Genomic DNA, 19,196 nt, shown 5'->3' on the forward strand with positions numbered 1-19,196 from the left:
TCGGGATGGGCACACTAGCCCAACCACCGTGCATCACAAGCATTTTATTGCTTGTCGGGTGAGTACGCGACGGCGTCAAGTCGCGGAGCACTGAAAACGGAAAAGGGCGTCCCGAAGGACGCCCCATGTGCCTCAAATGCGGCAGGCTCAGGCCTCAAGCGACCGGCGCAGCAACTCCAGATCCTCGGCGATCTGTCCATCGGATTGCTTCAGCTCTTCGATGCGCTTCACACCATGCATGACGGTGGTGTGGTCACGCCCGCCAAAGCGGCGGCCAATCTCGGGCAGGCTGCGGGATGTCATGTGCTTGGCCAGATACATCGCCACTTGGCGGGGTCGGGCATACGCGCGCAGACGCTTGGGGCCAATCATGTCCGAAAGGCGGATGTTGTAATGCTCGGACACCTTGCGCTGGATTTCCTCGACCGTGATCTTGCGCTCGGAGGCGCGCAACACGTCGGCCAGACAGTCCTGCGTCAGGTCCATGTCGATCTTGCGACCCACGAGGGAGGCAAAGGCAAACAGACGGGTCAGCGCGCCTTCAAGCACACGCACGTTGGTGGAAATGCGGTGGGCAAGAAATTCCAGAACGCCTGCTTCGACCTTGAGGTCGGGATAGGTGTTCATCTGCTGCTCGACCTTGGATTGCAGAATACCAAGACGCAGTTCGTAGTCGGTGGGGTGCAGATCCACGACCAGACCACATTGCAGACGGGACTTCACGCGGTCCTCCAGATCCTTGATCTCACCGGGCGCGCGGTCGGCGCTGATAATGATCTGTTTGTTCTGGTCCACCAGCGCATTGAAGGTGTGAAAGAACTCTTCCTGCGTGCTGTCCTTGCCCGCGATGAATTGGACGTCATCGACCATCAGCACGTCGACAGACCGGAACATCTCTTTGAAATCCATCATCTTGCGGTCGCGCAGGGCCTGTACGAAGCGGTACATGAACTGCTCGGCAGACAGGTAAAGGACGTTCAGGTCGGGGCGGCGGGTCTGCAATTCCCACGCGATGGCGTGCATGAGGTGCGTCTTGCCCAGACCGACGCCACCGTACAGAAACAGCGGGTTGAAGGTGACGGGGCCACCCTCGGCGACACGTTTGGCGGCAGCATGGGCCAACTCGTTGGGCTTGCCGACAACAAAGCTGTCAAAGGTGAATCGCTTGTCCAGCGGTGCCGCCGACAGGGCGGATTGCGCGGATTTGCCAGCGGTTGGCATCGTCGGCGCCGACGAAGGTGCATCCAAGGCGGAGGGACGGTTCTGTGAGTTGGCGGCCACGGCAAAGCTGAGGCGGCGAATGCTGTCATCCTCGGACTTCAGCTCGTGCAATATCAGATCAGAGAAATTCTGGCTGACATAGTTCCCCATGAAATTGGTCGGCACATCGAAGGTCGCAATGCCTTCGCGCAGTCCCCGAAACTGCAGCGGTTCGATCCATGTTGTGTAATTGTTTTGGCCCACGGTCTTGAGCAGCCGTTGTCTCAGCTGTCCCCATTTTTCTTGTGTCATGCGCTACCAACCATCCCTTCTGCACTATCAAACATCGGCGATCATCGGCCCGCCGAAAAAGCCCGTCCCAGTTCTCAAGGCGATCAAAACCAGGCCACTGCCTACGGCGTAGCTTTGATCCATTCGGATATTTACAGATGTGGCATCATGCCTTTCCCGATATTTCGGGTTTTCGCACGTGCCTTCCGCACACCAAATTTTTTGACAGGTCGAGCATTGGCCAGCAGCCGTGCACAAAATTCGGTTCAGACGAAGTCTGTCATCCCCTAATCCAGACATTTTGCGCGTACCATGCACATCGATGTCTGGCCTGTCCCCCCAAGGCGATTCCAAATCGCAAGATAGGGGTAGCAAGTTCGTGAGCGGGCCGTCCACAGAACTTAAATCTTGACTCTAGGATTCTGAAAAAAGAATCTGCGCGACCCTTGTTTTCATAGGAAAAACAAAAAAAGCGCCGCAAAAATGCGACGCTTTGTGACTTCGTGTATCGAGGGAATTAGCCCAGAGACTTCACTCGCGCAGAGAGTCGCGACATTTTCCGCGAAGCGGTGTTTTTGTGATACACACCCTTCGTCACACCGCGCATCAGCTCGGGCTGTGCGGCTTTCAATGCAGCTGTTGCGGCGTCCTTGTCACCCGAGGCAATCGCCTCTTCGACTTTGCGCAGATGCGTACGGATTCGCGAGCGTCGCGCCTTGTTCACTTGGAAGCGTTTTTCGTTTTGACGGGCCCGCTTCTTGGCCTGAGGCGAATTTGCCATTTTATCTCGTCCCAATCTATTGGTGCGGTAGTTTCAACAAGCCGCGCAGATAGGCGGTTTAAAAACCAGAGTCAACGGCCCCAGCAGCCCGCTTGCGTTGAATCAAGTAAACCCCGCCGCGATGTGGTATGGTCCCTCATAGCTTTTAACTGACGGAGGACGACATGACACAACCCATGGCCACTTCTCAGCATGCTCATGCGCTGTACCGCGCCCATGGTGACAAGGCTGAAGCCGAGGTTGCCCAGCGTGAACGCATGGCAGTCGAAGCGGGCAAAACCGAGGAAGCTCAGGACTGGCGCAGAATCCGTGCTTCGATTCGCCAGATACGGGGCGCAAACCAGAAATAAGCCCGTTCCGACCGGACCATCGGCAAACACTCGCAGGCACCAAACGTGCCGCCCCGTTATTTGTCCCGGAACTGCGCCTCGCGCTTTTCAAGGAAGGCGGCCATGCCTTCCTTCTGGTCTTCGGTTGCAAACAGCGAATGGAACACGCGGCGTTCGAACAACAGACCTTCGCGCAGCGGTGTCTCGAAGGACCGGTTCACGGCTTCCTTGACGGCCATGGTCGAGATCATCGATTTCTCGGCAATCTTGGCCGCAGCCCCCATCGCCTCGTCCATCAGCTTCTTGGTGGACACCACACGACTGACCAGCCCTGACCGTTCGGCCTCTTCCGCATCCATGAAGCGGCCCGTCAGGTTCATGTCCATCGCCTTGGCCTTGCCCACGGCGCGGGTCAGACGTTGTGTGCCGCCAATGCCCGCCATTACGCCCAGGTTGATTTCGGGCTGACCAAACTTGGCCGTGTCGGACGCAATGATGAAATCGCACATCATAGCCAACTCGCACCCGCCGCCCAGCGCATAACCACTCACGGCGGCAATCACGGGTTTGCGGACGCGCACGATGGCGTCGGTCTCGGGGCCAAACAGATCCTCGGTGAAAACCTCAGTGTAGGACTTGTCCTTCATCATCGCGATGTCGGCCCCGGCGGCAAATGCCTTTTCCGACCCGGTGATGACGATGCAGCGTACCTTGTCATTGGCCTGTGCCGCGCCCATCGCGTCGGCCAGTTCAGACATCAATTGATCGTTCAGAGCATTCAGCGCGTCGGGACGGTTCAGCGTCACCTTTGCGATGTGGTCTTCTACTTCGACGATGATCGTCTCATAGGCCATGGATCTGCTTTCATCTGTTACGGTTCAAGAAGGCAGGCTTATCACGGGCGTCTGCCGTTTCAAGTCAAGATTGGCACGACCTGCAGTAGAAAGACGACCGCCCCGACTGCACGATACGTGCCACGGATTGAGAACACCCCGGGGTCCGACAAGGTTCCCCCTCGCGTCCGTAAACATCAAACCGATGCTGAAAATAACCAAGTTCGCCATCCGCTTGGCGGAAATCCCTTAACGAAGATCCCCCGGCCTCGATTGCCTCGGCCAGCACGTCGCGAATGATCGGCACCAGCGCTGCAACACGCGCCTTGGAAATGCGCCCCGCCTTTCGTGTGGGCGCGATACCCGCCCGAAAAAGCGCCTCGCAGACATAGATATTGCCCAGGCCGGCCACGATTCTCTGATCCAGAAGTGCTGATTTCACGGGGCTATTCTTGCCCTCGAACGCGTCCACAAGATGATCTTCGTTGAACGTATTGCCCAAGGGTTCCGGCCCCAGCACCGCCAACAACTTGTGCTGATCGGCGCTGGCCGTCTCCATCAAATCCATCGCCCCGAACCGGCGCGGATCGTTGAAGGTGATGCGCGCGCCGTTGTCCATGTGCAGCACAACATGGTCATGCTTCTCGGGCGCAGGGTGGTCATGCACAAACTGCCCCAGCGGATCGCCAGACACCAACATTCGCCCCGACATTCCCAGATGGATGAGCAGTGTCTCACCTGATGCGAGATCCGCCAGGATGTACTTCGACCGCCGCCGCAGCCCCAACACCTGCTGCCCGTTCAACCGCTCCGCCATCCCGGCCGGAAACGGCCAGCGCAGATCGGGTCGGTTCACATCCGCCTGCACAATCACGGCCCCCTCCATCGCAGGGGCAAGGCCGCGACGCACAGTTTCAACTTCGGGCAGTTCGGGCATGCGCTCACTCCTGCGGCAAAAGGGCTACGTTGTGTATGCCCAGAAGCGGCCTATAACAAGGCCTGACAAAACAGAAAGACGCCCTTTCCCATGACCGACGACAAGACCACGCATTTCGGGTTTGAAACCGTGCCCGAGGGGGAAAAGGCCGGGCGTGTGCAGGGGGTCTTCAACTCCGTCGCCTCGAAATACGACATCATGAACGACGTGATGAGCGTCGGCATCCACCGCATCTGGAAAGAAGCGATGATGGATTGGCTGGCTCCGCGCGCCGGTCAAAAGCTGCTGGATGTGGCGGGCGGCACCGGCGACATCTCGTTCAAGTTCCTCAAACGCGCGGGCCACGGGCACGCCACAGTGCTGGATTTGACCGAACCGATGCTTGTCGAAGGCCGTAAACGGGCGGAGGCAGATCGCATGGCCGACAGTCTCGACTGGGTGGTGGGCGATGCGATGGCGTTGCCTTTCGACGACAATACGTTCGACGTCTACACCATCAGCTTCGGCATTCGGAACGTGACCCGGCCTCAGGATGCGCTGGCCGAGGCGTACCGCGTTCTCAAACCCGGTGGCCGCCTCATGGTGCTTGAGTTCAGCCAATTGCCCAACGAAGGCATGCAGAGGCTCTATGATCTCTACAGTTTCAACGTGATCCCGCGCATGGGCCAGTTGATCGCCAACGATCACGACAGCTATCAGTATCTTGTCGAATCCATCCGCAAGTTCCCGGATCAGGACACGTTCCTGTCGATGGTCCGCGATGCAGGTTTTGAAAATGCCAAGTACCGAAACCTGACAATGGGCGTCGCAGCACTGCATTCCGGGTGGAAAATCTGACAATGACCCCAGATGTCGTGGTTAACAAAGCGTTAAGCGCAAGTGTCCCCGCGGGGACACTTTTGACCCGCCTTGTCCCCGCGGGGACAACCCCATGAGGGGTCCGCACAATATCATCCGCCTGATCCGCACTGGCGCCACACTTGAACGGGCGGGCGCGATGAACGTCGTGCTCGACGCGTTCGAAGCCCCCCCGGTCCTGCGCTTCGTCGCCAAGGCGCTGGCCAAGCCATTCCGCTGGCTGGGCTACAAGGGCGATCCGTCCATGCCGCCCGCGATCCGCGCGATCACAGCGCTGGGTCCGGCCTACATCAAGTTCGGCCAAATCCTGTCGACACGGCCGGACGTGGTGGGCGACGAACTGGCCGTGCAACTGCGCGTCCTGCAAGACAAGTTGCCTCCCTTCGCCGCTGCAGACGCCAAGGCCGAAGTGGCGCGCGAATTGGGTGTGCCCACCGACACGCTCTTTTCCGAATTCAGCGAACCGGTCGCTGCCGCCTCCATCGCGCAGGTGCACAAGGCCAAGCTGGCGGACGAAGAGACATTCGTCGCGGTCAAGGTGCTGCGCCCCGGCATCGAAAAGGCATTTCAAAAGGACATCGACGCCTTCTATTTCGCCGCACGGATAGTCGAGGTTTTCGCCCCCGGCGCACGCCGTCTGAAACCCATGGACGTGATCGAACATTTCGATGGCGTCGTGCAGGGAGAGTTGGACCTGCGCCTCGAATCCTCTGCCGCGGGTGAGTTCGCCGCCAACACGGAAAAGGATGCAGGGTTCAAACTGCCCAAGATCCGGTGGGAGTACTCCGCCCGTCGCGTGATGACGCTGGAGTGGGCAGACGGCGTGCCTATGGGCGACAATGATGCCATTGATGCGGCGGGTCACAACCGCGTGGACCTCAGCGAACGGGTGCTGAAACTGTTCCTTCTGCACGCGCTGCGCGATGGGTATTTCCACGCCGACATGCATCAGGGCAACCTCAAGGTGGCCCCCAACGGCGACATCATCGCCTATGATTTCGGGATCATGGGGCATATCGACGAATACACGCGCCGTGTTTACGCCGAGATCCTGTTTGGCTTCATCCGCAAGGATTACAAACGCGTGGCCGAAGTGCACTTCGAAGCGGGCTACGTGCCCGCCGACAAGGATGTGGATGAATTCGCCCGCGCCCTGCGCGCCGTGGGTGAGCCGATCTTTGGCATGGATGCCTCCAAAATCTCCATGGGCCGTTTGCTGGCCTACCTCTTCGAAGTGACCGAACGCTTTGGCATGGAAACCCGGACCGAACTGATCCTGCTGCAACGTACAATGGTTGTGGTCGAAGGGGTCGCGCGGTCGCTGAACCCCAACATGAACATCTGGCAGGTCGCGTCGCCGGTCGTCACCGACTACATCCAGAAATCAATCGGACCCCGCGCTGTTGTCAGTGACCTCTACAAGACGGCCCGGGTTCTGTCCCGCTTTGGTCCACGCCTGCCGCGTCTGGTTGAACAGGCGCTGATCGCGCAATCCAACCCGCAACCGCCGAAACGGCGCGGGTTCTGGCGTTGGATTGTGCTGGCGCTGGTCCTTGGTACGCTGTTTGGGACAACGCTGGTCCTGACGCTCGAAACACTGCTCTGACACTGACAGACAACGAATCGTGATACCGTCCCGCGCACCATTGATCAGTGTCGGAGGCACGAATGATGCACACTTATCAGAAACCCAAAGCGCAATACCCGGTTCTGATCTGGATCGCGTTGGCCTTTGTCACGGGCATTGGCATCTGGGCGGGCGTCTATTGGTACACGGATGGCGGTGACACCGGGCCCCGACTGCTCGTCGCCGTGGGGACAGCCGGGTTGTCGCTGGCTTTTGGGGGTGTTCTGGGCGGGGTCGTGAAGAAGCTGTTCGATGCGTGGGATGATCGCAAAATGGGGATCGAAGCGCACACCGCATATGTCGCGCAACTGCTTGAGGACTTCAAAACCGTCTACAACATGGTCGAGCGCGCGCGTTTCCTGATCACGGCGCATAAGTCGGCCAAGACGTATGGCGAACAGATGCGCGACCTGCCGGATGCCATCATCCTTCTGCACAACATCAAGCGTGCAACCGAACAGGGATTTCCCAACCTGTACCGCGATCTTGAGGGACCGATTTTCTATTGCACAATCTTTCTCAAACAATTGGTCGAGGAGTACCGGGATGAATACCTGTCTGTGTCGCGCAAGCAGTCACAGGACGAAGCGGACAACAAACGGACACGCGCATTGATCGCGGACGGCCTGGAAGATCGGGACGCCGACATCGCGCATGCAGCATGGCGCGATATCGAAACTTTGACGCATCTTGGTGTGCTTCTGGCAGCCACCGGTCCAGACAAGGACACCGGACGGCCGGAGGATTTCAGCAGCTATCGCGATGCCTTTGTGCAGCATATCGACCTTGCCAGCTATGCGCTGATGTTGCGGATGCCGGGCAACGAAGATGGCGTGCGGGACAAACAGATGGATGCTGATTTGAAGCGGTTCAGCGATGCCGCGCGCGCGGCCAAGCAAGAGTTCAAGAACATGGCCAAAGAGGCGCGGGGCAGCGACTGACGCGCTTCCCCGCGGGGACAGTCAGGCCATCCGTTCAATCGCAAGCGCGATCCCTTGCCCGCCGCCGATGCACATGGTGATCAGCGCCTTGGACCCGCCGATGCGCTCCAGCTCGTACAGGGCCTTCACCGTGATGATGGCTCCGGTTGCGCCAACCGGGTGGCCCAGCGCGATGGCGCCACCGTTCGGGTTTACCTTCGCGGGATCAAACCCGAGGTCGTTCGACACGGCCAGTGCCTGCGCTGCGAAGGCTTCGTTCGATTCAACCACATCAAAGTCACTCGCCGACAGGCCGGTGCGGTCCAGCAGGTTGCGCACGGCGGGGATGGGGCCGATGCCCATCACCTCTGGCCGGACGCCTGCATGGGCGTACCCCAGCACCCGGGCTTTTGGTTTCAGTCCGGCCTTTTCGGCTGCCGCTGCGGTTGCCAGCACCACGGCACCTGCACCGTCATTGATGCCGGACGCGTTGCCCGCTGTGACCGATCCGTCCTTCTGGAACACCGGGCGCAAGCCGCCCAATGCTTCCATGCTTGTGGCCTTGGGGTGCTCATCCACATCGAACGACACCATGTCGCGTTTGACCTTCACTTCAACCGGCGTGATCTGCGAAGCAAAGCGCCCGTCCGCGATAGCCGCCGCTGCACGGTCCTGGCTTTGCATCGCGAACGCGTCCTGATCGTTGCGCGTGATGCCATGCTCTGCCGCGACATTCTCTGCCGTGACACCCATATGCCCGGTGCCGAAGGGGCAGTTCAAAGCGCCCAGCATCATGTCCAGTGTTTTGACATCGCCCATTTTTGCGCCCCAGCGTTGGCTGGGAATGATGAAGGGGGAACGGGACATATTCTCCGCCCCGCCAGCAAGGCCAAAGTCCGCATCGCCCAGCATTAGAGACTGAATCACGCTCACAATCGCCTGCACGCCAGAGCCGCAAAGACGGTTCACATTCATGGCGGGTGTTGTGTCTGGCACGCCTGCCTGCATCGCTGCGACACGGGACAGGTACATGTCGCGCGGTTCGGTGTTGATGACATGACCAAAGGCAACGTGGCCGATCTGGCCGCCCTCGACCCCTGAGCGTTCCAACGCCGCCTTGGCCGCCACGGTGCCAAGGTCGATGGGCGTGGTGCCTGCCAGCGATCCGCCGAAAGTGCCGATGGCAGTGCGTGCGCCGTCCAGAATTACGATGTCGTTGGTCATGGGGATTCCTCCGTTTGCATAAGGATATGACGATGGGGTGCGCCTGTGTCAGCCCGCTGTCTTGACTTTGACGCAGCGGCACGGCCATTTGTCCGACATGACGGAAAATGATGACGCTATATTGTCGCTTTTGCCCACCCGCCTGAAAGACGCCCGGCGGGCACAGGGGCTGTCGCTGGATGCGGTGGCTAAGCTGTCGGGCGTGTCCCGGTCCATGGTCAGCCAGATTGAGCGGGGAGAGTCGTCGCCCACCATTGCGACGCTTTGGAACCTGACGCGGGCCTTGCAGGTGGATTTCGCGGGGCTTTTAGACGAGGGCGCAGCAGACCGGATCGAGGTGCTGCGGTCGGGTGACGTGCCGAGCATCGAGAACCGGGGTGCGGGCTGCACCATTCGGATACTGAGTGCACCGGAGGATGCCGGGCGGCACGAGGTCTATGAGTTGAGATTTGTGGAAGGGGGCGTGCTGGACAGCCAGCCCCATGCCCGCGGCGCGCGGGAACATCTGACGGTGATCGACGGCAAGTTGCGTGTGACCAGCGGCGGCGCGTCCGAGAAGGTCGGGCAGGGGGATACCGCGCGATATGCCGCTGATGTGCCGCACCGGATTGAGGCGGACGGCCCGGCGCGGGCGTTTCTGGTGGTGCAGGACGCGTGATATCCGTTTTCACGGATTTTTGTCCGTAATTGCGATATCCGCTCTACCGGAATCACCTCCGAAATGTTAGACGCTGGGTCAAAGGAGCACATCCATGACCCAAGCCTTTCTGACCCATGTGACCGACACGCTGACCCAGATCGAAGCGGATGGGATGCTGAAGCGGGAGCGTGAGATCACGTCGCCTCAGGGGGGGTGCATCGAGGTTGCCGGGCGCGAGGTTCTGAACCTGTGTGCCAACAATTACTTGGGTTTAGCCGATCATCCCGACCTGATTGCTGCGGCGAAGGGGGCGATGGACAGTCACGGGTTTGGCATGGCGTCTGTGCGCTTTATTTGCGGGACGCAGGATCTGCACCGGGCATTGGAACACCGGATTGCGCGCTTTCTGGGCAAGGACGATTCCATTCTGTTTGCCGCTTGCTTTGATGCCAATGGGGGCCTTTTCGAGCCGCTGTTGGGGTCCGAAGATGCCATCGTGTCGGACGCCCTGAACCATGCGTCCATCATTGATGGGATACGGCTGTGTAAGGCCAAGCGCTATCGCTATGCCAACAACGATATGGACAGCCTGGAGAAGCAGTTGCGCGCTGCCAAGTCGGATGGCGCGCGGCATATCATGATCGCCACGGATGGCGTGTTTTCCATGGACGGTTACCTGGCGAAGCTGCCTGAGATCACGGCGCTGGCCCGCAATTTCGGCGCGCTGGTGATGGTGGATGATTGTCATGCGACGGGCTTCATGGGGCCGAAGGGGGAAGGGACCCCGGCCCATGCGGGCGTGGATGTGGACATTCTGACGGGCACATTGGGCAAGGCGCTGGGCGGGTCGATTGGCGGCTATATCGCGGGGCCGCAGCCGGTAATTGATTTGCTGCGCCAGAGGGCGCGGCCTTACCTGTTTTCGAACTCTTTGCCACCGGCGATTGTTGCGGCGGGAATAGAGGCAATCCGGTTGGTGGAAGAGGGCGACGCGCTGCGCGCGCAATTGTTTGACAACGCCGCGTATTGGCGCGCTGGTCTTGAGCGATTGGGCTTTGAACTGTTGCCAGGCGAGCATCCGATCATCCCCGTCATGCTGGGTGAGGCGCAGTTGGCGCAGGACATGGCGGCGCGGCTGTTTGAGGAAGGTGTCTATGTTTCGGGTTTCTTTTTTCCAGTTGTGCCACGCGGGCAGGCGCGCATCCGGACGCAGATGAATGCGGCTCTGACACGGGCGGATTTGGACCGTGGCCTTGCTGCGTTCGAGGTCGCAGGTAAGGCTGTGGGTGTGCTGTCATGAGCATTGGTGTGGAGGTTGAACGGGGCTATGCGGCGCAAGCGCCTGCGTTGATTGCGCAATATGACGCGGTGCCGTCCGATGCGATCTATGCTGGCGTGAAGGACCTGTTTCCGGCTGCACCTGTGCGTGTGCTGGATGTGGGGTCTGGCAGTGGGCGCGACACCGAATGGTTCGCCGCGTTGGGCCATGATGTGACGGCTGTGGATCCGGTTGCGGCCTTTGTGACCGAGACGATGCGGCGCGCCCCTGCAGCAACCATTTCGCGGGACCGGTTGCCGGAATTGCGGACCGTGCGGGGGCGGTATGATCTGATCCTTGTGAATGCAGTGTGGCAGCATGTTGCGCCCGGTGATCGCCCCGCGGCACTGGCCCGTTTGACCGGGCTTTTGGCTGCTGGTGGGCGCATGGTTTTGTCCTTGCGTCATGGGCGTGGGCACCCGGAGCGACCGGTGGTCGGGATTGATACAGAGGCCACCTTGGCGCAAGCCGACGCACTTGGCCTGACCCTTTTGAGACGCAAGGAAAAACAGTCTTTGCAACAGGGAAACCGTGCGGCGGATGTGACGTGGACCTGGCTGGTGTTTGAGCGGGGGGCAGCAGCATGAACCAGATGATGGCGCTTGAAAAAACTTACCCGCGAGAAGGGCTGTGGAAAGTCGCGGCCCCGGTGCCGGAGATTGGACCCGACGATGTGTTGATCCGGGTGAAGAAAACCGGGATTTGCGGGACCGATATTCACATCTGGAATTGGGATGCGTGGGCTTCGGCCACTGTGCCGACGCCGTTGATCACGGGGCATGAATTTGCCGGTGAGATTGTGGATATGGGCCGGAATGTCGAAGAGTTGGCGCTGGGCCAGCGCTGTTCGGGGGAGGGGCATCTGATCGGCACCACCTCGCGTCAGAGCCGCGCGGGCAAGTTTCATCTGGATCCGGCGACGCGCGGGATCGGCGTGAATGAGCAGGGGGCCTTTGCCGAATATCTGCGGCTGCCTGCCTTCAACGTGGTGCCGCTGCCGGATGAGATAGACGACGATATCGGGGCCATTCTGGACCCGCTCGGGAATGCGGTTCACACCGCGCTGAGTTTTGATCTGATTGGAGAAGATGTTCTGGTGACGGGCGCTGGACCTATCGGGATCATGGCCGCCGCTGTCGCGCGGCATGTGGGTGCGCGGAACGTGGTGATCACGGATGTGAACCCGGACCGGCTGGCGTTGGCGGCGCGTGTGGCAGACGTGCTGCCGGTCAATGTCGCCGAGCAGAAACTGGTCGATGTGATGCCGGGATTGAAGATGACCCAAGGCTTTGACGTGGGTCTTGAGATGTCGGGCAATCAGCAAGCGCTCGACCAGATGGTCGAGGCGATGACCATGGGCGGACGCATTGCGATGTTGGGGATTCCGCCCGGCAAGAGCCCGGTAGATTGGAGCCGGATTGTGTTCAAGGCCATCACCATCAAGGGCGTCTATGGGCGCGAGATTTTCGAGACCTGGTACAAGATGATTGCGATGTTGCAGAACGGGCTGGATGTGTCGGGCGTGATCACGCACCGGTTCAAGGCGACCGAGTTCGAGGCCGGGTTTGCGGCGATGAAGTCGGGCTCTTCTGGCAAGGTTGTATTGGACTGGACCTGAGGGTTGGGCGGACGACACGTCCGCCTTACGGGGTCAGCGCCTGACGTCCCTGGTCCGTCAACAGCCAGACCTTGCCCCCTTCGAACACCGCCGCGGTCAGGGGCTTGCCGTAACCCGCGCCGCTGTCGAGGTTGACCCGGTTGCCGTAGTGCGTTGCTTCATCGACCGGGGTGTGGCCATGCACGATCAGCTTGGGGTGCGGCACCGTGCTGTTATGAAAGTCCTGCCTGATCCAGAGCAGGTCTTCTTCCGTCTGATCCTTGATCGCGACGCCAGGGCGGATACCCGCGTGCACGAACATGATGTCCCCCACGATGTGCATCAGGCGAAGGTCGCGCAGGAAGGTCAGGTGGGCGTCGGGTACGGCGGCACGGGCATCCGCCTGCACGTCCTTTTCCCGCCGGTGGCCGCTGGCGTCGACACCGTAGGAGGCCAGTGTTGTATTGCCGCCAAGGCGGTCGTGCAGCCAGTACAGCTCGACCATCATGTGGGGGTCGTGCCGGATCGGGTTGCCCATGAACCATTCGAACATACGGTCGTGGTTGCCCTTGAGGAACGTCCAGTTGCGCCCTGTGTCCCGCCCAGCGATCAATGTGTCGAGTGTGGTGCGGCTGTCGGGGCCTCGGTCGGTGTAATCACCCAGAAAGACGATCTGCGCGTCTGTGCCGCCATCCGCTTGGATCAGGGACAGGACGCGGTCCAGTTCGGCCTGTTGGCCGTGGATGTCGCCGATGGCGTAGATGGGGGGCATGGGTGCGCTTTCGTATGGGGCGGACGACACGTCCGCCTTACCGGGTTTCGCCCCTAGCGGTCCAGAGCGACCGTGAGGCCGAGCCCTACGAGGATCGAGCCGCCCATCGCTTTGGCCCGCGCAGTGGCGTTTTCCGACTGCGCCACGAGGGTCGAGATGCGGTGCGCTAGCGCTACGCAGATCAGGTCAGCGCTGGAGAAGATGATGTTGACGGCCGTGCCAAGGATCAGGAGTTGCGCCCAGATCGGCAGCGCCGCAGCCGGGTCCGAGAACTGCGGCAGGAAGGCCACGAAAAAGAGCGCAGTTTTCGGGTTCAGCACCTCGACCATCACGCTTTGGCGGAAGGCGCGTTTGGGGTCTTTGCCCGTCTGTGGTTCGGCGTGAACACGGGTATTGCGGGTGCGGATCATCTGGATGCCAAGCCAGATCAGGTAGGCCGCGCCGACGAATTTGAGCGCAACATACAGCGGCGGGACCAGATCGAACAGGACGGCGAGGCCGAACGCGGCGGCAATGACGTGCACGTAGCCACCCATATGAAGGCCAAGCGCTGCCATCAGGCCACCCCTTGCCCCACGCGCCAGTGTTTGCGCTGTGGCGTAGAGCATTGCCGGGCCGGGGATGTAGGCAAAGATCGCGGTTGCGACGACGAAGGCGAGCAAGGTTTCGAGTGAAGGCATGGCGGGCACCGTAGCAATATTGCGGTGGGGGGCAAGGCGGAGGATGCCTCCGCCTTACGAGGTGCTCAGGTCGCGGTGTCGGCTTTGAAACGGGTGATCCAGTCTGCGTTGATTGCGTCAGCGAGGGGGGCCGTGGCTGGTTTGGGTTCGCCCGCTATGGGCAGGTCGAGGAAGGCGAGTGTTTTGTGCAGCGCCTCTGCCGGGTTGGCTGCTAAGGCGTCGTAGGTGAGCCGCATGGGGGCAATGTCTTGCTCGGCAAACCAAGCCTCCCATTCTGCGTCATAGGTGGTGAGGGCGTCCCGTTCCGCGGCGATGGCCTGTGGGTCGTAATGCGGTGTTTGTCCTTGGCCCGTGCGTTCGAGGTCTGATCCGTCGGCGTTGCGGTGCCAGAGGCCGCTTTGCGCCGCGCGGACGAGGGAGACGGCTTGGGCCACTTTGTCGGCGCGGTGCAGGTGGATGTACTTGGTGGGGCCGAATTGTGCGGCGATGGCGGCGGTATCACTGGTTGCCAGCGGGTGCGTGGCGCGCAGTTGGGCAATGAAGAACGGGGCGCTGTGGCGTTGCAGGCGGAGGCCGAAGATATTGGTGCCGCCACGACCCTTGATGGTGGCGGCGGTGAAGATGTCTGTAAGCGGTGTGGCCGAGGGCAGGTCGAGGCCCCTGCACCAATCCTCAAGTGATGGGCGATGGAACCATGATTGCGGATGGCCCGCGACGCCGCTGTCGCGCAGGAGGGTGCAGAGCAAAGTACTGCCGCTGCGGGGACTTGTGCACAGGATGTAGGCTGCGGGTGGCATGGACGGTCCTTGCGGTTCGCCCATGCTTGTAGGTCAGTTCGGGGGTGATCGTAAGGCGGAGGTGTCCTCCGCCCCGCACGTCAGGCCCCGTTCGTGCGCCCCGTCATTGGGCAACATCGAAGGCCAGCGGTTTGACCTGCGTGAACATGCCGGTGCCGTCCAGTGTGTTCAGCACGTCGCTGGGGATCGGGTCGTCGACATAAAGCAGCGCGATGGCTTCGCCGCCGACATCCGCGCGGCCCAGCGTGAAGTTCGCGATGTTCACGCCGTTCTTGCCCATCGTGTTGCCCAGAAGGCCGATGATGCCCGGCACGTCCTCGTTCGTGGTGTAGAGCATGTTGGCGCCAATCTCGGCATCGATGTTGATGCCCTTGATCTGGATGAAGCGCGGTTTGCCGTCCGAGAAGACCGTGCCCGCGACGGACCTTTCGCGCTTGTCGGTCACGACCGTGACTTTGATATACCCCTCGAACGCGCCGGACTTTTCCTGGTTCGTGGTGGAGATCTGGATGCCGCGTTCCTTGGCGATGACGGGGGCGGAGACCATGTTCACATCCGGGTTGGCGCGCTTCATGATGCCCGCGATCACGCCGCAGTTCAGCGCATCTAGGTTCATGGTGGAGACCACGCCATCATAGAGGATGTTGATCGCCTTGATCGGTTCGTCCGTCATCTGGCCGATGAAGCTGCCCAGATGACCGGCGAGCTTGACCCAGGGGCCCATGACTTTCGCCTCTTCCGCCGTCACGGAGGGCATGTTGAGCGCGTTTTCGACGGCACCGGTGAGCAGGTAATTGGCCATTTGCTCGGCCACTTGCAGGGCGACGTTTTCCTGCGCCTCCGTGGTGGCCGCGCCAAGGTGGGGCGTGACGACGACGTTGGGCAGATTGAACAGCGCGTTTTCCTTGGCGGGTTCTTCGGCGAACACATCGAAGGCGGCCCCTGCCACGTGGCCGGATTTGAGGGCTGCTGCCAGTGCTTCTTCGTCCACGAGGCCGCCACGGGCGCAGTTGATGATCCGCACGCCGGGTTTCATCATCGCGATGCGGTCTGCGGTGATCATATTGGCGGTCTGCTCGGTTTTCGGCACGTGCAGGGTGATGAAGTCGGCACGCTTGATCAGGTCCTCAAGTTCGACCTTTTCGACGCCCATTTTGTCGGCTTTTTCTTCGCCCAGGAAGGGGTCGTAGGCCAGCACCTTCATCTTGAGGCCGCGGGCGCGATCACAGACGATGCCACCGATATTACCTGCACCAATGACGCCGAGCGTTTTGCCCGTCAACTCGGTGCCCATGAACTTGGACTTTTCCCATTTGCCTGCGTGGGTCGATTCCGACGCTTCAGGGATTTGGCGGGCGACGGCGAACATCATTGCGATGGCGTGTTCGGCGGTTGTGATCATGTTGCCGAAGGGCGTGTTCATCACGATCACGCCTTTTTTGCTGGCCTCTTCCTTGTCGATATTGTCGGTGCCTATACCCGCGCGGCCGATGACCTTGAGGTTGGTGGCATTCTTCAGGATCGTTGGTGTGACACGTGTGGCGGATCGAATGGCGAGGCCGTCATAGTTGCCGATGACCTCGGCCAGTTTGTCCTTGTCTTTGCCAAGGTCAGGTTGGAAGACGACCTCGATCCCGCGGTCGCGGAAGATTTGCACGGCGGCTTCGGAGAGTTTGTCAGAGATGAGTACTTTGGGCATTGTCTTGTCCTTGCGTAAGTGCCGGGCTGAAGCCCGGCCTACGGAATTGGGGGATAGCGGTAGGGCGGACTTCAGCCCGCCGCGATTTCGGTCTCGAACGCGTGGGCGAGCCAGGGCAGCATCGCTTCGATGTCTGCTGTCTCGACCGTGCCGCCGCACCAGATGCGCAGGCCCGGAGGGGCGTCGCGGTAGGCGCCGATGTCGAGGGCCACGTTTTCGTCCGCAAGCCGTTTTGCGACGGCCTTGGCGAAGGCGGCACCGTCCGTGATCCGGTCGTCTGTGAACTTGAGGCAGACGGAGGTGGTGGACCGTGTGGAAGGGTCAACGGCGAGGTTGTCGATCCAGTCGTGGCTGTCGCAGAAGTCCCAGACCGCTTTTGCATTGGCGTCGGCGCGGGCGATCAGGCCTTTGAGTCCACCGACCTCGCGCGCCCAGTTGAGCGAGAAGAGGTAGTCTTCGACTGCGAGCATCGACGGTGTATTGATGGTTTCGCCGACGAAAATCCCTTCGATCAATTTGCCGCCTTTGGTCAGCCGGAAGATCTTGGGCAAGGGCCACGGGGGCGTGTAGTTTTCCAGCCGTTCCACGGCGCGGGGGGACAGGATCAGCATGCCGTGGGCCGCTTCGCCGCCCAGCACTTTTTGCCAGCTGAACGTCGTCACATCGAGCTTGTCCCACGGCAGGTCCATCGCGAAGGCGGCGGAGGTTGCGTCGCAGAGTGTGAGCCCGGCGCGATCTGCCGGGATCGCGTCGCCATTTGCCATGCGCACGCCGGAGGTCGTGCCGTTCCATGTGAAGCAGACATCGTTGTCGTAGTTCAGGGCGGCCATGTCCACGATGTGCCCGTAGTCGGCGGTGTGGACGGTGTGTTCAATTTTCAGTTGCTTGGCCACGTCCGTGACCCAGCCCGCGCCGAAGCTTTCCCATGCGACCATGTCCGCGTGGCGCTCGCCCAGCAGCGACCACATCGCCATTTCAAAAGCGCCGGTGTCGGAAGCGGGCACGATGCCGATCTTGTAGTCGGCAGGTACGCCGAGGATGTCGCGCGTATCTTCGATTGCCTGTTTGAGTTTCGCCTTGCCCACGGCAGCCCGGTGCGAGCGGCCAAGGGGCGCGTCAGCCAATGCGGTCAGGTCATGGGTGGGGGGTTTGGCGCAAGGGCCAGAGGAAAAACGCGGGTTTGCCGGCCGCGTTGCCGGTGCTTGAGTAGCCATCTGATGTTATCCTTACAGATATGCGCCCTTCGTTGGGGAAGGGTGTCCCACTGCGGCATGTACGGGTGGGCTTGGGGTGGTGCAACCGGGAATCCGGGGCTATAGCGCCGCTTGAGCATTTATTTGCGACATGCCTGTCGCGTATCGGAAACTGACCTTCATGTTTGTTTGTACCCTGTTAACGGATCCTGCCAATCCGTCCCTCGACCCTGCCCTGATCGACAACCTGCGCAATGCGTGGGGTGGCGGCGATGTGCAGTGGTTGGCCGTGGACGAGGCGGCGGCGTTTTCGTTGGAGCGCGTGCCGGACAATCGGTGGGATGTGTGGGCAGATCTGCAGGCGCTGGGTGTGGATCTGGTGATTGCGCCAATGGAAAGGCGGCGCAAGAAGATGCTGATTGCAGACATGGACAGCACCATGATCCAGCAGGAGTGCATTGATGAACTGGCCGATGTGGCGGGATTTGGCGACCGGGTGAAGGCGATCACGGCCCGTGCCATGAATGGTGAACTGGATTTTGAGGCGGCCATTCGCGAGCGTGTCGGGCTGCTGAAAGACCTGCCGCAGAGTGTGATTGGCGACGTGTTGGCGACGCGGATCACGATGATGCCTGGTGGGTCGACGTTGCTGGCGACCATGAAGGCGCACGGCGCCTATGCTGCGTTGGTGTCCGGTGGGTTTACGGCGTTCACCTCTGCCGTGGCGGCGCATCTTGGGTTTGATGAAAACCGTGCCAATACCTTGCTAGCCGAAGCTGGTGTGCTGACCGGAGAGGTCAGGAGGCCGATTCTGGGACAGCAAGCCAAGGTCGATGCGCTGGAGGAGATTTCAGCCCGGCTTGGGATTGGTGAGGTCGATGTGCTGGCTGTTGGTGATGGGGCCAATGATCTGGGCATGTTGGCGCGCGCCGGGATGGGGGTGGCCCTGCACGCCAAGCCTGCCGTGGCGGCGCGATGTGATGTGCGGGTGAATTTCGGGGATTTGACGGCTCTGTTGTATCTTCAGGGTTACGCAAGGTCCGAGTTTGTGAGTGCGTAGCGGCTCTGCCCGCGACCTGCGGCCTTCGCCGGGATTTTTCTAGAACACAGAAGATGGACCGAATCGTGGTACTCTTTTTCCAGCCAACAGGGAGGGACTGGGCATGCCGGAATATATGTTTGCCTATCATGGGGGGACGATCCCCGAGACGCAGGAAGAGGGTGAAAGGGCCATGGCGGCCTGGGGCAAGTGGTTTGAGGATATGGGAAAGGCCGTTGTGAATGGCGGACATCCTGTGGGGCAGTCGATGACTGTGACCGCATCGGGTGTCGCCGGGAATGGCGGGGCCAATCCGATATCCGGCTTTACCATTGTACAGGCCGACACGCCCGAGGAGGCGTGCGAGATGGCCAAGGGGTGCCCGATGGTTGCGGACGGCTCCGGGTCAGTCGAGGTGGCACCCGTCATCGAGATGTAAGGCGGAGGTATCCTCCGCCTTT

At 60.8% G+C, this 19,196-nt stretch carries 20 protein-coding genes; 10 read left to right on the top strand and 10 right to left on the bottom strand.

Going from position 1 to position 19,196, the window contains the following annotated elements; genetic code table 11:
• Positions 1–147: 147 nt before the first annotated feature.
• Both dnaA and rpsT read right to left on the bottom strand, forming a co-directional pair.
• Entirely contained in the window at positions 148–1,512 is a 1,365-nt protein-coding gene (gene dnaA, locus Q1A32_RS06090) for a chromosomal replication initiator protein DnaA (RefSeq protein WP_299608288.1), read from the bottom strand.
• Between the two features lie 496 nt (positions 1,513–2,008).
• Entirely contained in the window at positions 2,009–2,272 is a 264-nt protein-coding gene (gene rpsT, locus Q1A32_RS06095; RefSeq protein WP_299608286.1) for a 30S ribosomal protein S20, read from the bottom strand.
• A gap of 164 nt (positions 2,273–2,436) precedes the next feature.
• On the opposite strand from rpsT, the gene Q1A32_RS06100 reads away from it, so the two are divergent.
• Entirely contained in the window at positions 2,437–2,622 is a 186-nt protein-coding gene (locus Q1A32_RS06100) for a hypothetical protein (RefSeq protein WP_299608284.1), read from the top strand.
• Between the two features lie 56 nt (positions 2,623–2,678).
• On the opposite strand, the gene Q1A32_RS06105 is transcribed toward Q1A32_RS06100, so the two are convergent.
• Together Q1A32_RS06105 and mutM are read right to left on the bottom strand one after the other, a co-directional pair.
• Positions 2,679–3,455, bottom strand: a complete 777-nt coding sequence (locus Q1A32_RS06105; RefSeq protein WP_299608282.1) for an enoyl-CoA hydratase — start codon at positions 3,453–3,455, stop codon at positions 2,679–2,681.
• A gap of 64 nt (positions 3,456–3,519) precedes the next feature.
• Positions 3,520–4,371 (bottom strand): bifunctional DNA-formamidopyrimidine glycosylase/DNA-(apurinic or apyrimidinic site) lyase, encoded by an 852-nt coding sequence (mutM, locus tag Q1A32_RS06110; protein WP_299650884.1) that lies wholly within the window; start codon positions 4,369–4,371, stop codon positions 3,520–3,522.
• A 90-nt stretch (positions 4,372–4,461) separates the two neighbouring features.
• On the opposite strand from mutM, the gene ubiE reads away from it, so the two are divergent.
• The 3 genes from ubiE to Q1A32_RS06125 all read left to right on the top strand — a co-directional run bounded on the left by ubiE (position 4,462) and on the right by Q1A32_RS06125 (position 7,797).
• Positions 4,462–5,208: a bifunctional demethylmenaquinone methyltransferase/2-methoxy-6-polyprenyl-1,4-benzoquinol methylase UbiE gene (gene ubiE / locus Q1A32_RS06115; RefSeq protein WP_299650887.1), complete on the top strand. Its 747-nt coding sequence runs from the start codon at positions 4,462–4,464 to the stop codon at positions 5,206–5,208.
• Positions 5,209–5,302: 94 nt separating this feature from the next.
• The gene (ubiB, locus tag Q1A32_RS06120) at positions 5,303–6,835 is read left to right on the top strand and encodes a 2-polyprenylphenol 6-hydroxylase (RefSeq protein WP_299650890.1); all 1,533 of its coding nucleotides are present in this window, start codon (positions 5,303–5,305) and stop codon (positions 6,833–6,835) included.
• Between the two features lie 62 nt (positions 6,836–6,897).
• Positions 6,898–7,797 (top strand): hypothetical protein, encoded by a 900-nt coding sequence (locus Q1A32_RS06125; RefSeq protein WP_299650893.1) that lies wholly within the window; start codon positions 6,898–6,900, stop codon positions 7,795–7,797.
• Between the two features lie 21 nt (positions 7,798–7,818).
• On the opposite strand, the gene Q1A32_RS06130 is transcribed toward Q1A32_RS06125, so the two are convergent.
• Positions 7,819–9,000 (bottom strand): acetyl-CoA C-acyltransferase family protein, encoded by a 1,182-nt coding sequence (locus Q1A32_RS06130; protein ID WP_299650896.1) that lies wholly within the window; start codon positions 8,998–9,000, stop codon positions 7,819–7,821.
• 97 nt (positions 9,001–9,097) lie between these two features.
• Between Q1A32_RS06130 and Q1A32_RS06135 the strand changes: the two genes are divergently transcribed.
• The 4 genes from Q1A32_RS06135 (at position 9,098) to tdh (ending at position 12,576) form a co-directional block, all read left to right on the top strand.
• Positions 9,098–9,658 (top strand): helix-turn-helix domain-containing protein, encoded by a 561-nt coding sequence (locus tag Q1A32_RS06135; protein ID WP_299652802.1) that lies wholly within the window; start codon positions 9,098–9,100, stop codon positions 9,656–9,658.
• Between the two features lie 94 nt (positions 9,659–9,752).
• Positions 9,753–10,940, top strand: coding sequence for a glycine C-acetyltransferase (locus Q1A32_RS06140; protein ID WP_299650899.1), 1,188 nt, complete (start codon positions 9,753–9,755; stop codon positions 10,938–10,940).
• On the top strand, positions 10,937–11,545 hold the full coding sequence (locus Q1A32_RS06145; protein ID WP_299650902.1) for a bifunctional 2-polyprenyl-6-hydroxyphenol methylase/3-demethylubiquinol 3-O-methyltransferase UbiG: 609 nt from the start codon (positions 10,937–10,939) through the stop codon (positions 11,543–11,545). Before Q1A32_RS06140 ends, Q1A32_RS06145 begins: the two co-directional genes overlap by 4 nt.
• A gap of 5 nt (positions 11,546–11,550) precedes the next feature.
• Positions 11,551–12,576, top strand: a complete 1,026-nt coding sequence (gene tdh / locus Q1A32_RS06150; RefSeq protein WP_299652805.1) for an L-threonine 3-dehydrogenase — start codon at positions 11,551–11,553, stop codon at positions 12,574–12,576.
• A gap of 25 nt (positions 12,577–12,601) precedes the next feature.
• Here tdh and Q1A32_RS06155 read toward each other — a convergent pair whose 3' ends face one another.
• The 5 genes from Q1A32_RS06155 to Q1A32_RS06175 all read right to left on the bottom strand — a co-directional run bounded on the left by Q1A32_RS06155 (position 12,602) and on the right by Q1A32_RS06175 (position 17,717).
• On the bottom strand, positions 12,602–13,327 hold the full coding sequence (locus Q1A32_RS06155) for a metallophosphoesterase family protein (protein WP_299650905.1): 726 nt from the start codon (positions 13,325–13,327) through the stop codon (positions 12,602–12,604).
• 53 nt (positions 13,328–13,380) lie between these two features.
• A complete protein-coding gene (locus tag Q1A32_RS06160) occupies positions 13,381–14,007 on the bottom strand; it encodes a LysE family translocator (protein WP_299650908.1) in 627 nt (208 codons plus the stop codon).
• A gap of 65 nt (positions 14,008–14,072) precedes the next feature.
• Complete coding sequence (locus tag Q1A32_RS06165; RefSeq protein WP_299650911.1) at positions 14,073–14,804, bottom strand: Stf0 family sulfotransferase; 732 nt, start codon at positions 14,802–14,804, stop codon at positions 14,073–14,075.
• 103 nt (positions 14,805–14,907) lie between these two features.
• Positions 14,908–16,503 (bottom strand): phosphoglycerate dehydrogenase, encoded by a 1,596-nt coding sequence (serA, locus tag Q1A32_RS06170; RefSeq protein WP_299650914.1) that lies wholly within the window; start codon positions 16,501–16,503, stop codon positions 14,908–14,910.
• Positions 16,504–16,574: 71 nt separating this feature from the next.
• Complete coding sequence (locus Q1A32_RS06175) at positions 16,575–17,717, bottom strand: phosphoserine transaminase (protein WP_299650917.1); 1,143 nt, start codon at positions 17,715–17,717, stop codon at positions 16,575–16,577.
• 160 nt (positions 17,718–17,877) lie between these two features.
• On the opposite strand from Q1A32_RS06175, the gene serB reads away from it, so the two are divergent.
• Entirely contained in the window at positions 17,878–18,756 is an 879-nt protein-coding gene (gene serB / locus Q1A32_RS06180; RefSeq protein WP_299650920.1) for a phosphoserine phosphatase SerB, read from the top strand.
• 103 nt (positions 18,757–18,859) lie between these two features.
• Positions 18,860–19,174, top strand: coding sequence for a YciI family protein (locus Q1A32_RS06185; protein WP_299608249.1), 315 nt, complete (start codon positions 18,860–18,862; stop codon positions 19,172–19,174).
• Positions 19,175–19,196 lie beyond the last annotated feature (22 nt).

Origin of the sequence: uncultured Tateyamaria sp., from assembly GCF_947503415.1 — a bacterium.
GTDB lineage: Bacteria > Pseudomonadota > Alphaproteobacteria > Rhodobacterales > Rhodobacteraceae > Tateyamaria.

Excerpts from the sequence above, each read along its gene's own strand:
- dnaA (WP_299608288.1), bottom strand. The coding sequence starts at position 1,512 with ATGACACAAGAAAAATGGGGACAGCTGAGACAACGGCTGCTCAAGACC.
- rpsT (WP_299608286.1), bottom strand. The coding sequence starts at position 2,272 with ATGGCAAATTCGCCTCAGGCCAAGAAGCGGGCCCGTCAAAACGAAAAA.
- Q1A32_RS06100 (WP_299608284.1), top strand. The coding sequence starts at position 2,437 with ATGACACAACCCATGGCCACTTCTCAGCATGCTCATGCGCTGTACCGC.
- Q1A32_RS06105 (WP_299608282.1), bottom strand. The coding sequence starts at position 3,455 with ATGGCCTATGAGACGATCATCGTCGAAGTAGAAGACCACATCGCAAAG.
- mutM (WP_299650884.1), bottom strand. The coding sequence starts at position 4,371 with ATGCCCGAACTGCCCGAAGTTGAAACTGTGCGTCGCGGCCTTGCCCCT.
- ubiE (WP_299650887.1), top strand. The coding sequence starts at position 4,462 with ATGACCGACGACAAGACCACGCATTTCGGGTTTGAAACCGTGCCCGAG.
- ubiB (WP_299650890.1), top strand. The coding sequence starts at position 5,303 with ATGAGGGGTCCGCACAATATCATCCGCCTGATCCGCACTGGCGCCACA.
- Q1A32_RS06125 (WP_299650893.1), top strand. The coding sequence starts at position 6,898 with ATGATGCACACTTATCAGAAACCCAAAGCGCAATACCCGGTTCTGATC.
- Q1A32_RS06130 (WP_299650896.1), bottom strand. The coding sequence starts at position 9,000 with ATGACCAACGACATCGTAATTCTGGACGGCGCACGCACTGCCATCGGC.
- Q1A32_RS06135 (WP_299652802.1), top strand. The coding sequence starts at position 9,098 with ATGACGGAAAATGATGACGCTATATTGTCGCTTTTGCCCACCCGCCTG.
- Q1A32_RS06140 (WP_299650899.1), top strand. The coding sequence starts at position 9,753 with ATGACCCAAGCCTTTCTGACCCATGTGACCGACACGCTGACCCAGATC.
- Q1A32_RS06145 (WP_299650902.1), top strand. The coding sequence starts at position 10,937 with ATGAGCATTGGTGTGGAGGTTGAACGGGGCTATGCGGCGCAAGCGCCT.
- tdh (WP_299652805.1), top strand. The coding sequence starts at position 11,551 with ATGATGGCGCTTGAAAAAACTTACCCGCGAGAAGGGCTGTGGAAAGTC.
- Q1A32_RS06155 (WP_299650905.1), bottom strand. The coding sequence starts at position 13,327 with ATGCCCCCCATCTACGCCATCGGCGACATCCACGGCCAACAGGCCGAA.
- Q1A32_RS06160 (WP_299650908.1), bottom strand. The coding sequence starts at position 14,007 with ATGCCTTCACTCGAAACCTTGCTCGCCTTCGTCGTCGCAACCGCGATC.
- Q1A32_RS06165 (WP_299650911.1), bottom strand. The coding sequence starts at position 14,804 with ATGCCACCCGCAGCCTACATCCTGTGCACAAGTCCCCGCAGCGGCAGT.
- serA (WP_299650914.1), bottom strand. The coding sequence starts at position 16,503 with ATGCCCAAAGTACTCATCTCTGACAAACTCTCCGAAGCCGCCGTGCAA.
- Q1A32_RS06175 (WP_299650917.1), bottom strand. The coding sequence starts at position 17,717 with ATGGCTACTCAAGCACCGGCAACGCGGCCGGCAAACCCGCGTTTTTCC.
- serB (WP_299650920.1), top strand. The coding sequence starts at position 17,878 with ATGTTTGTTTGTACCCTGTTAACGGATCCTGCCAATCCGTCCCTCGAC.
- Q1A32_RS06185 (WP_299608249.1), top strand. The coding sequence starts at position 18,860 with ATGCCGGAATATATGTTTGCCTATCATGGGGGGACGATCCCCGAGACG.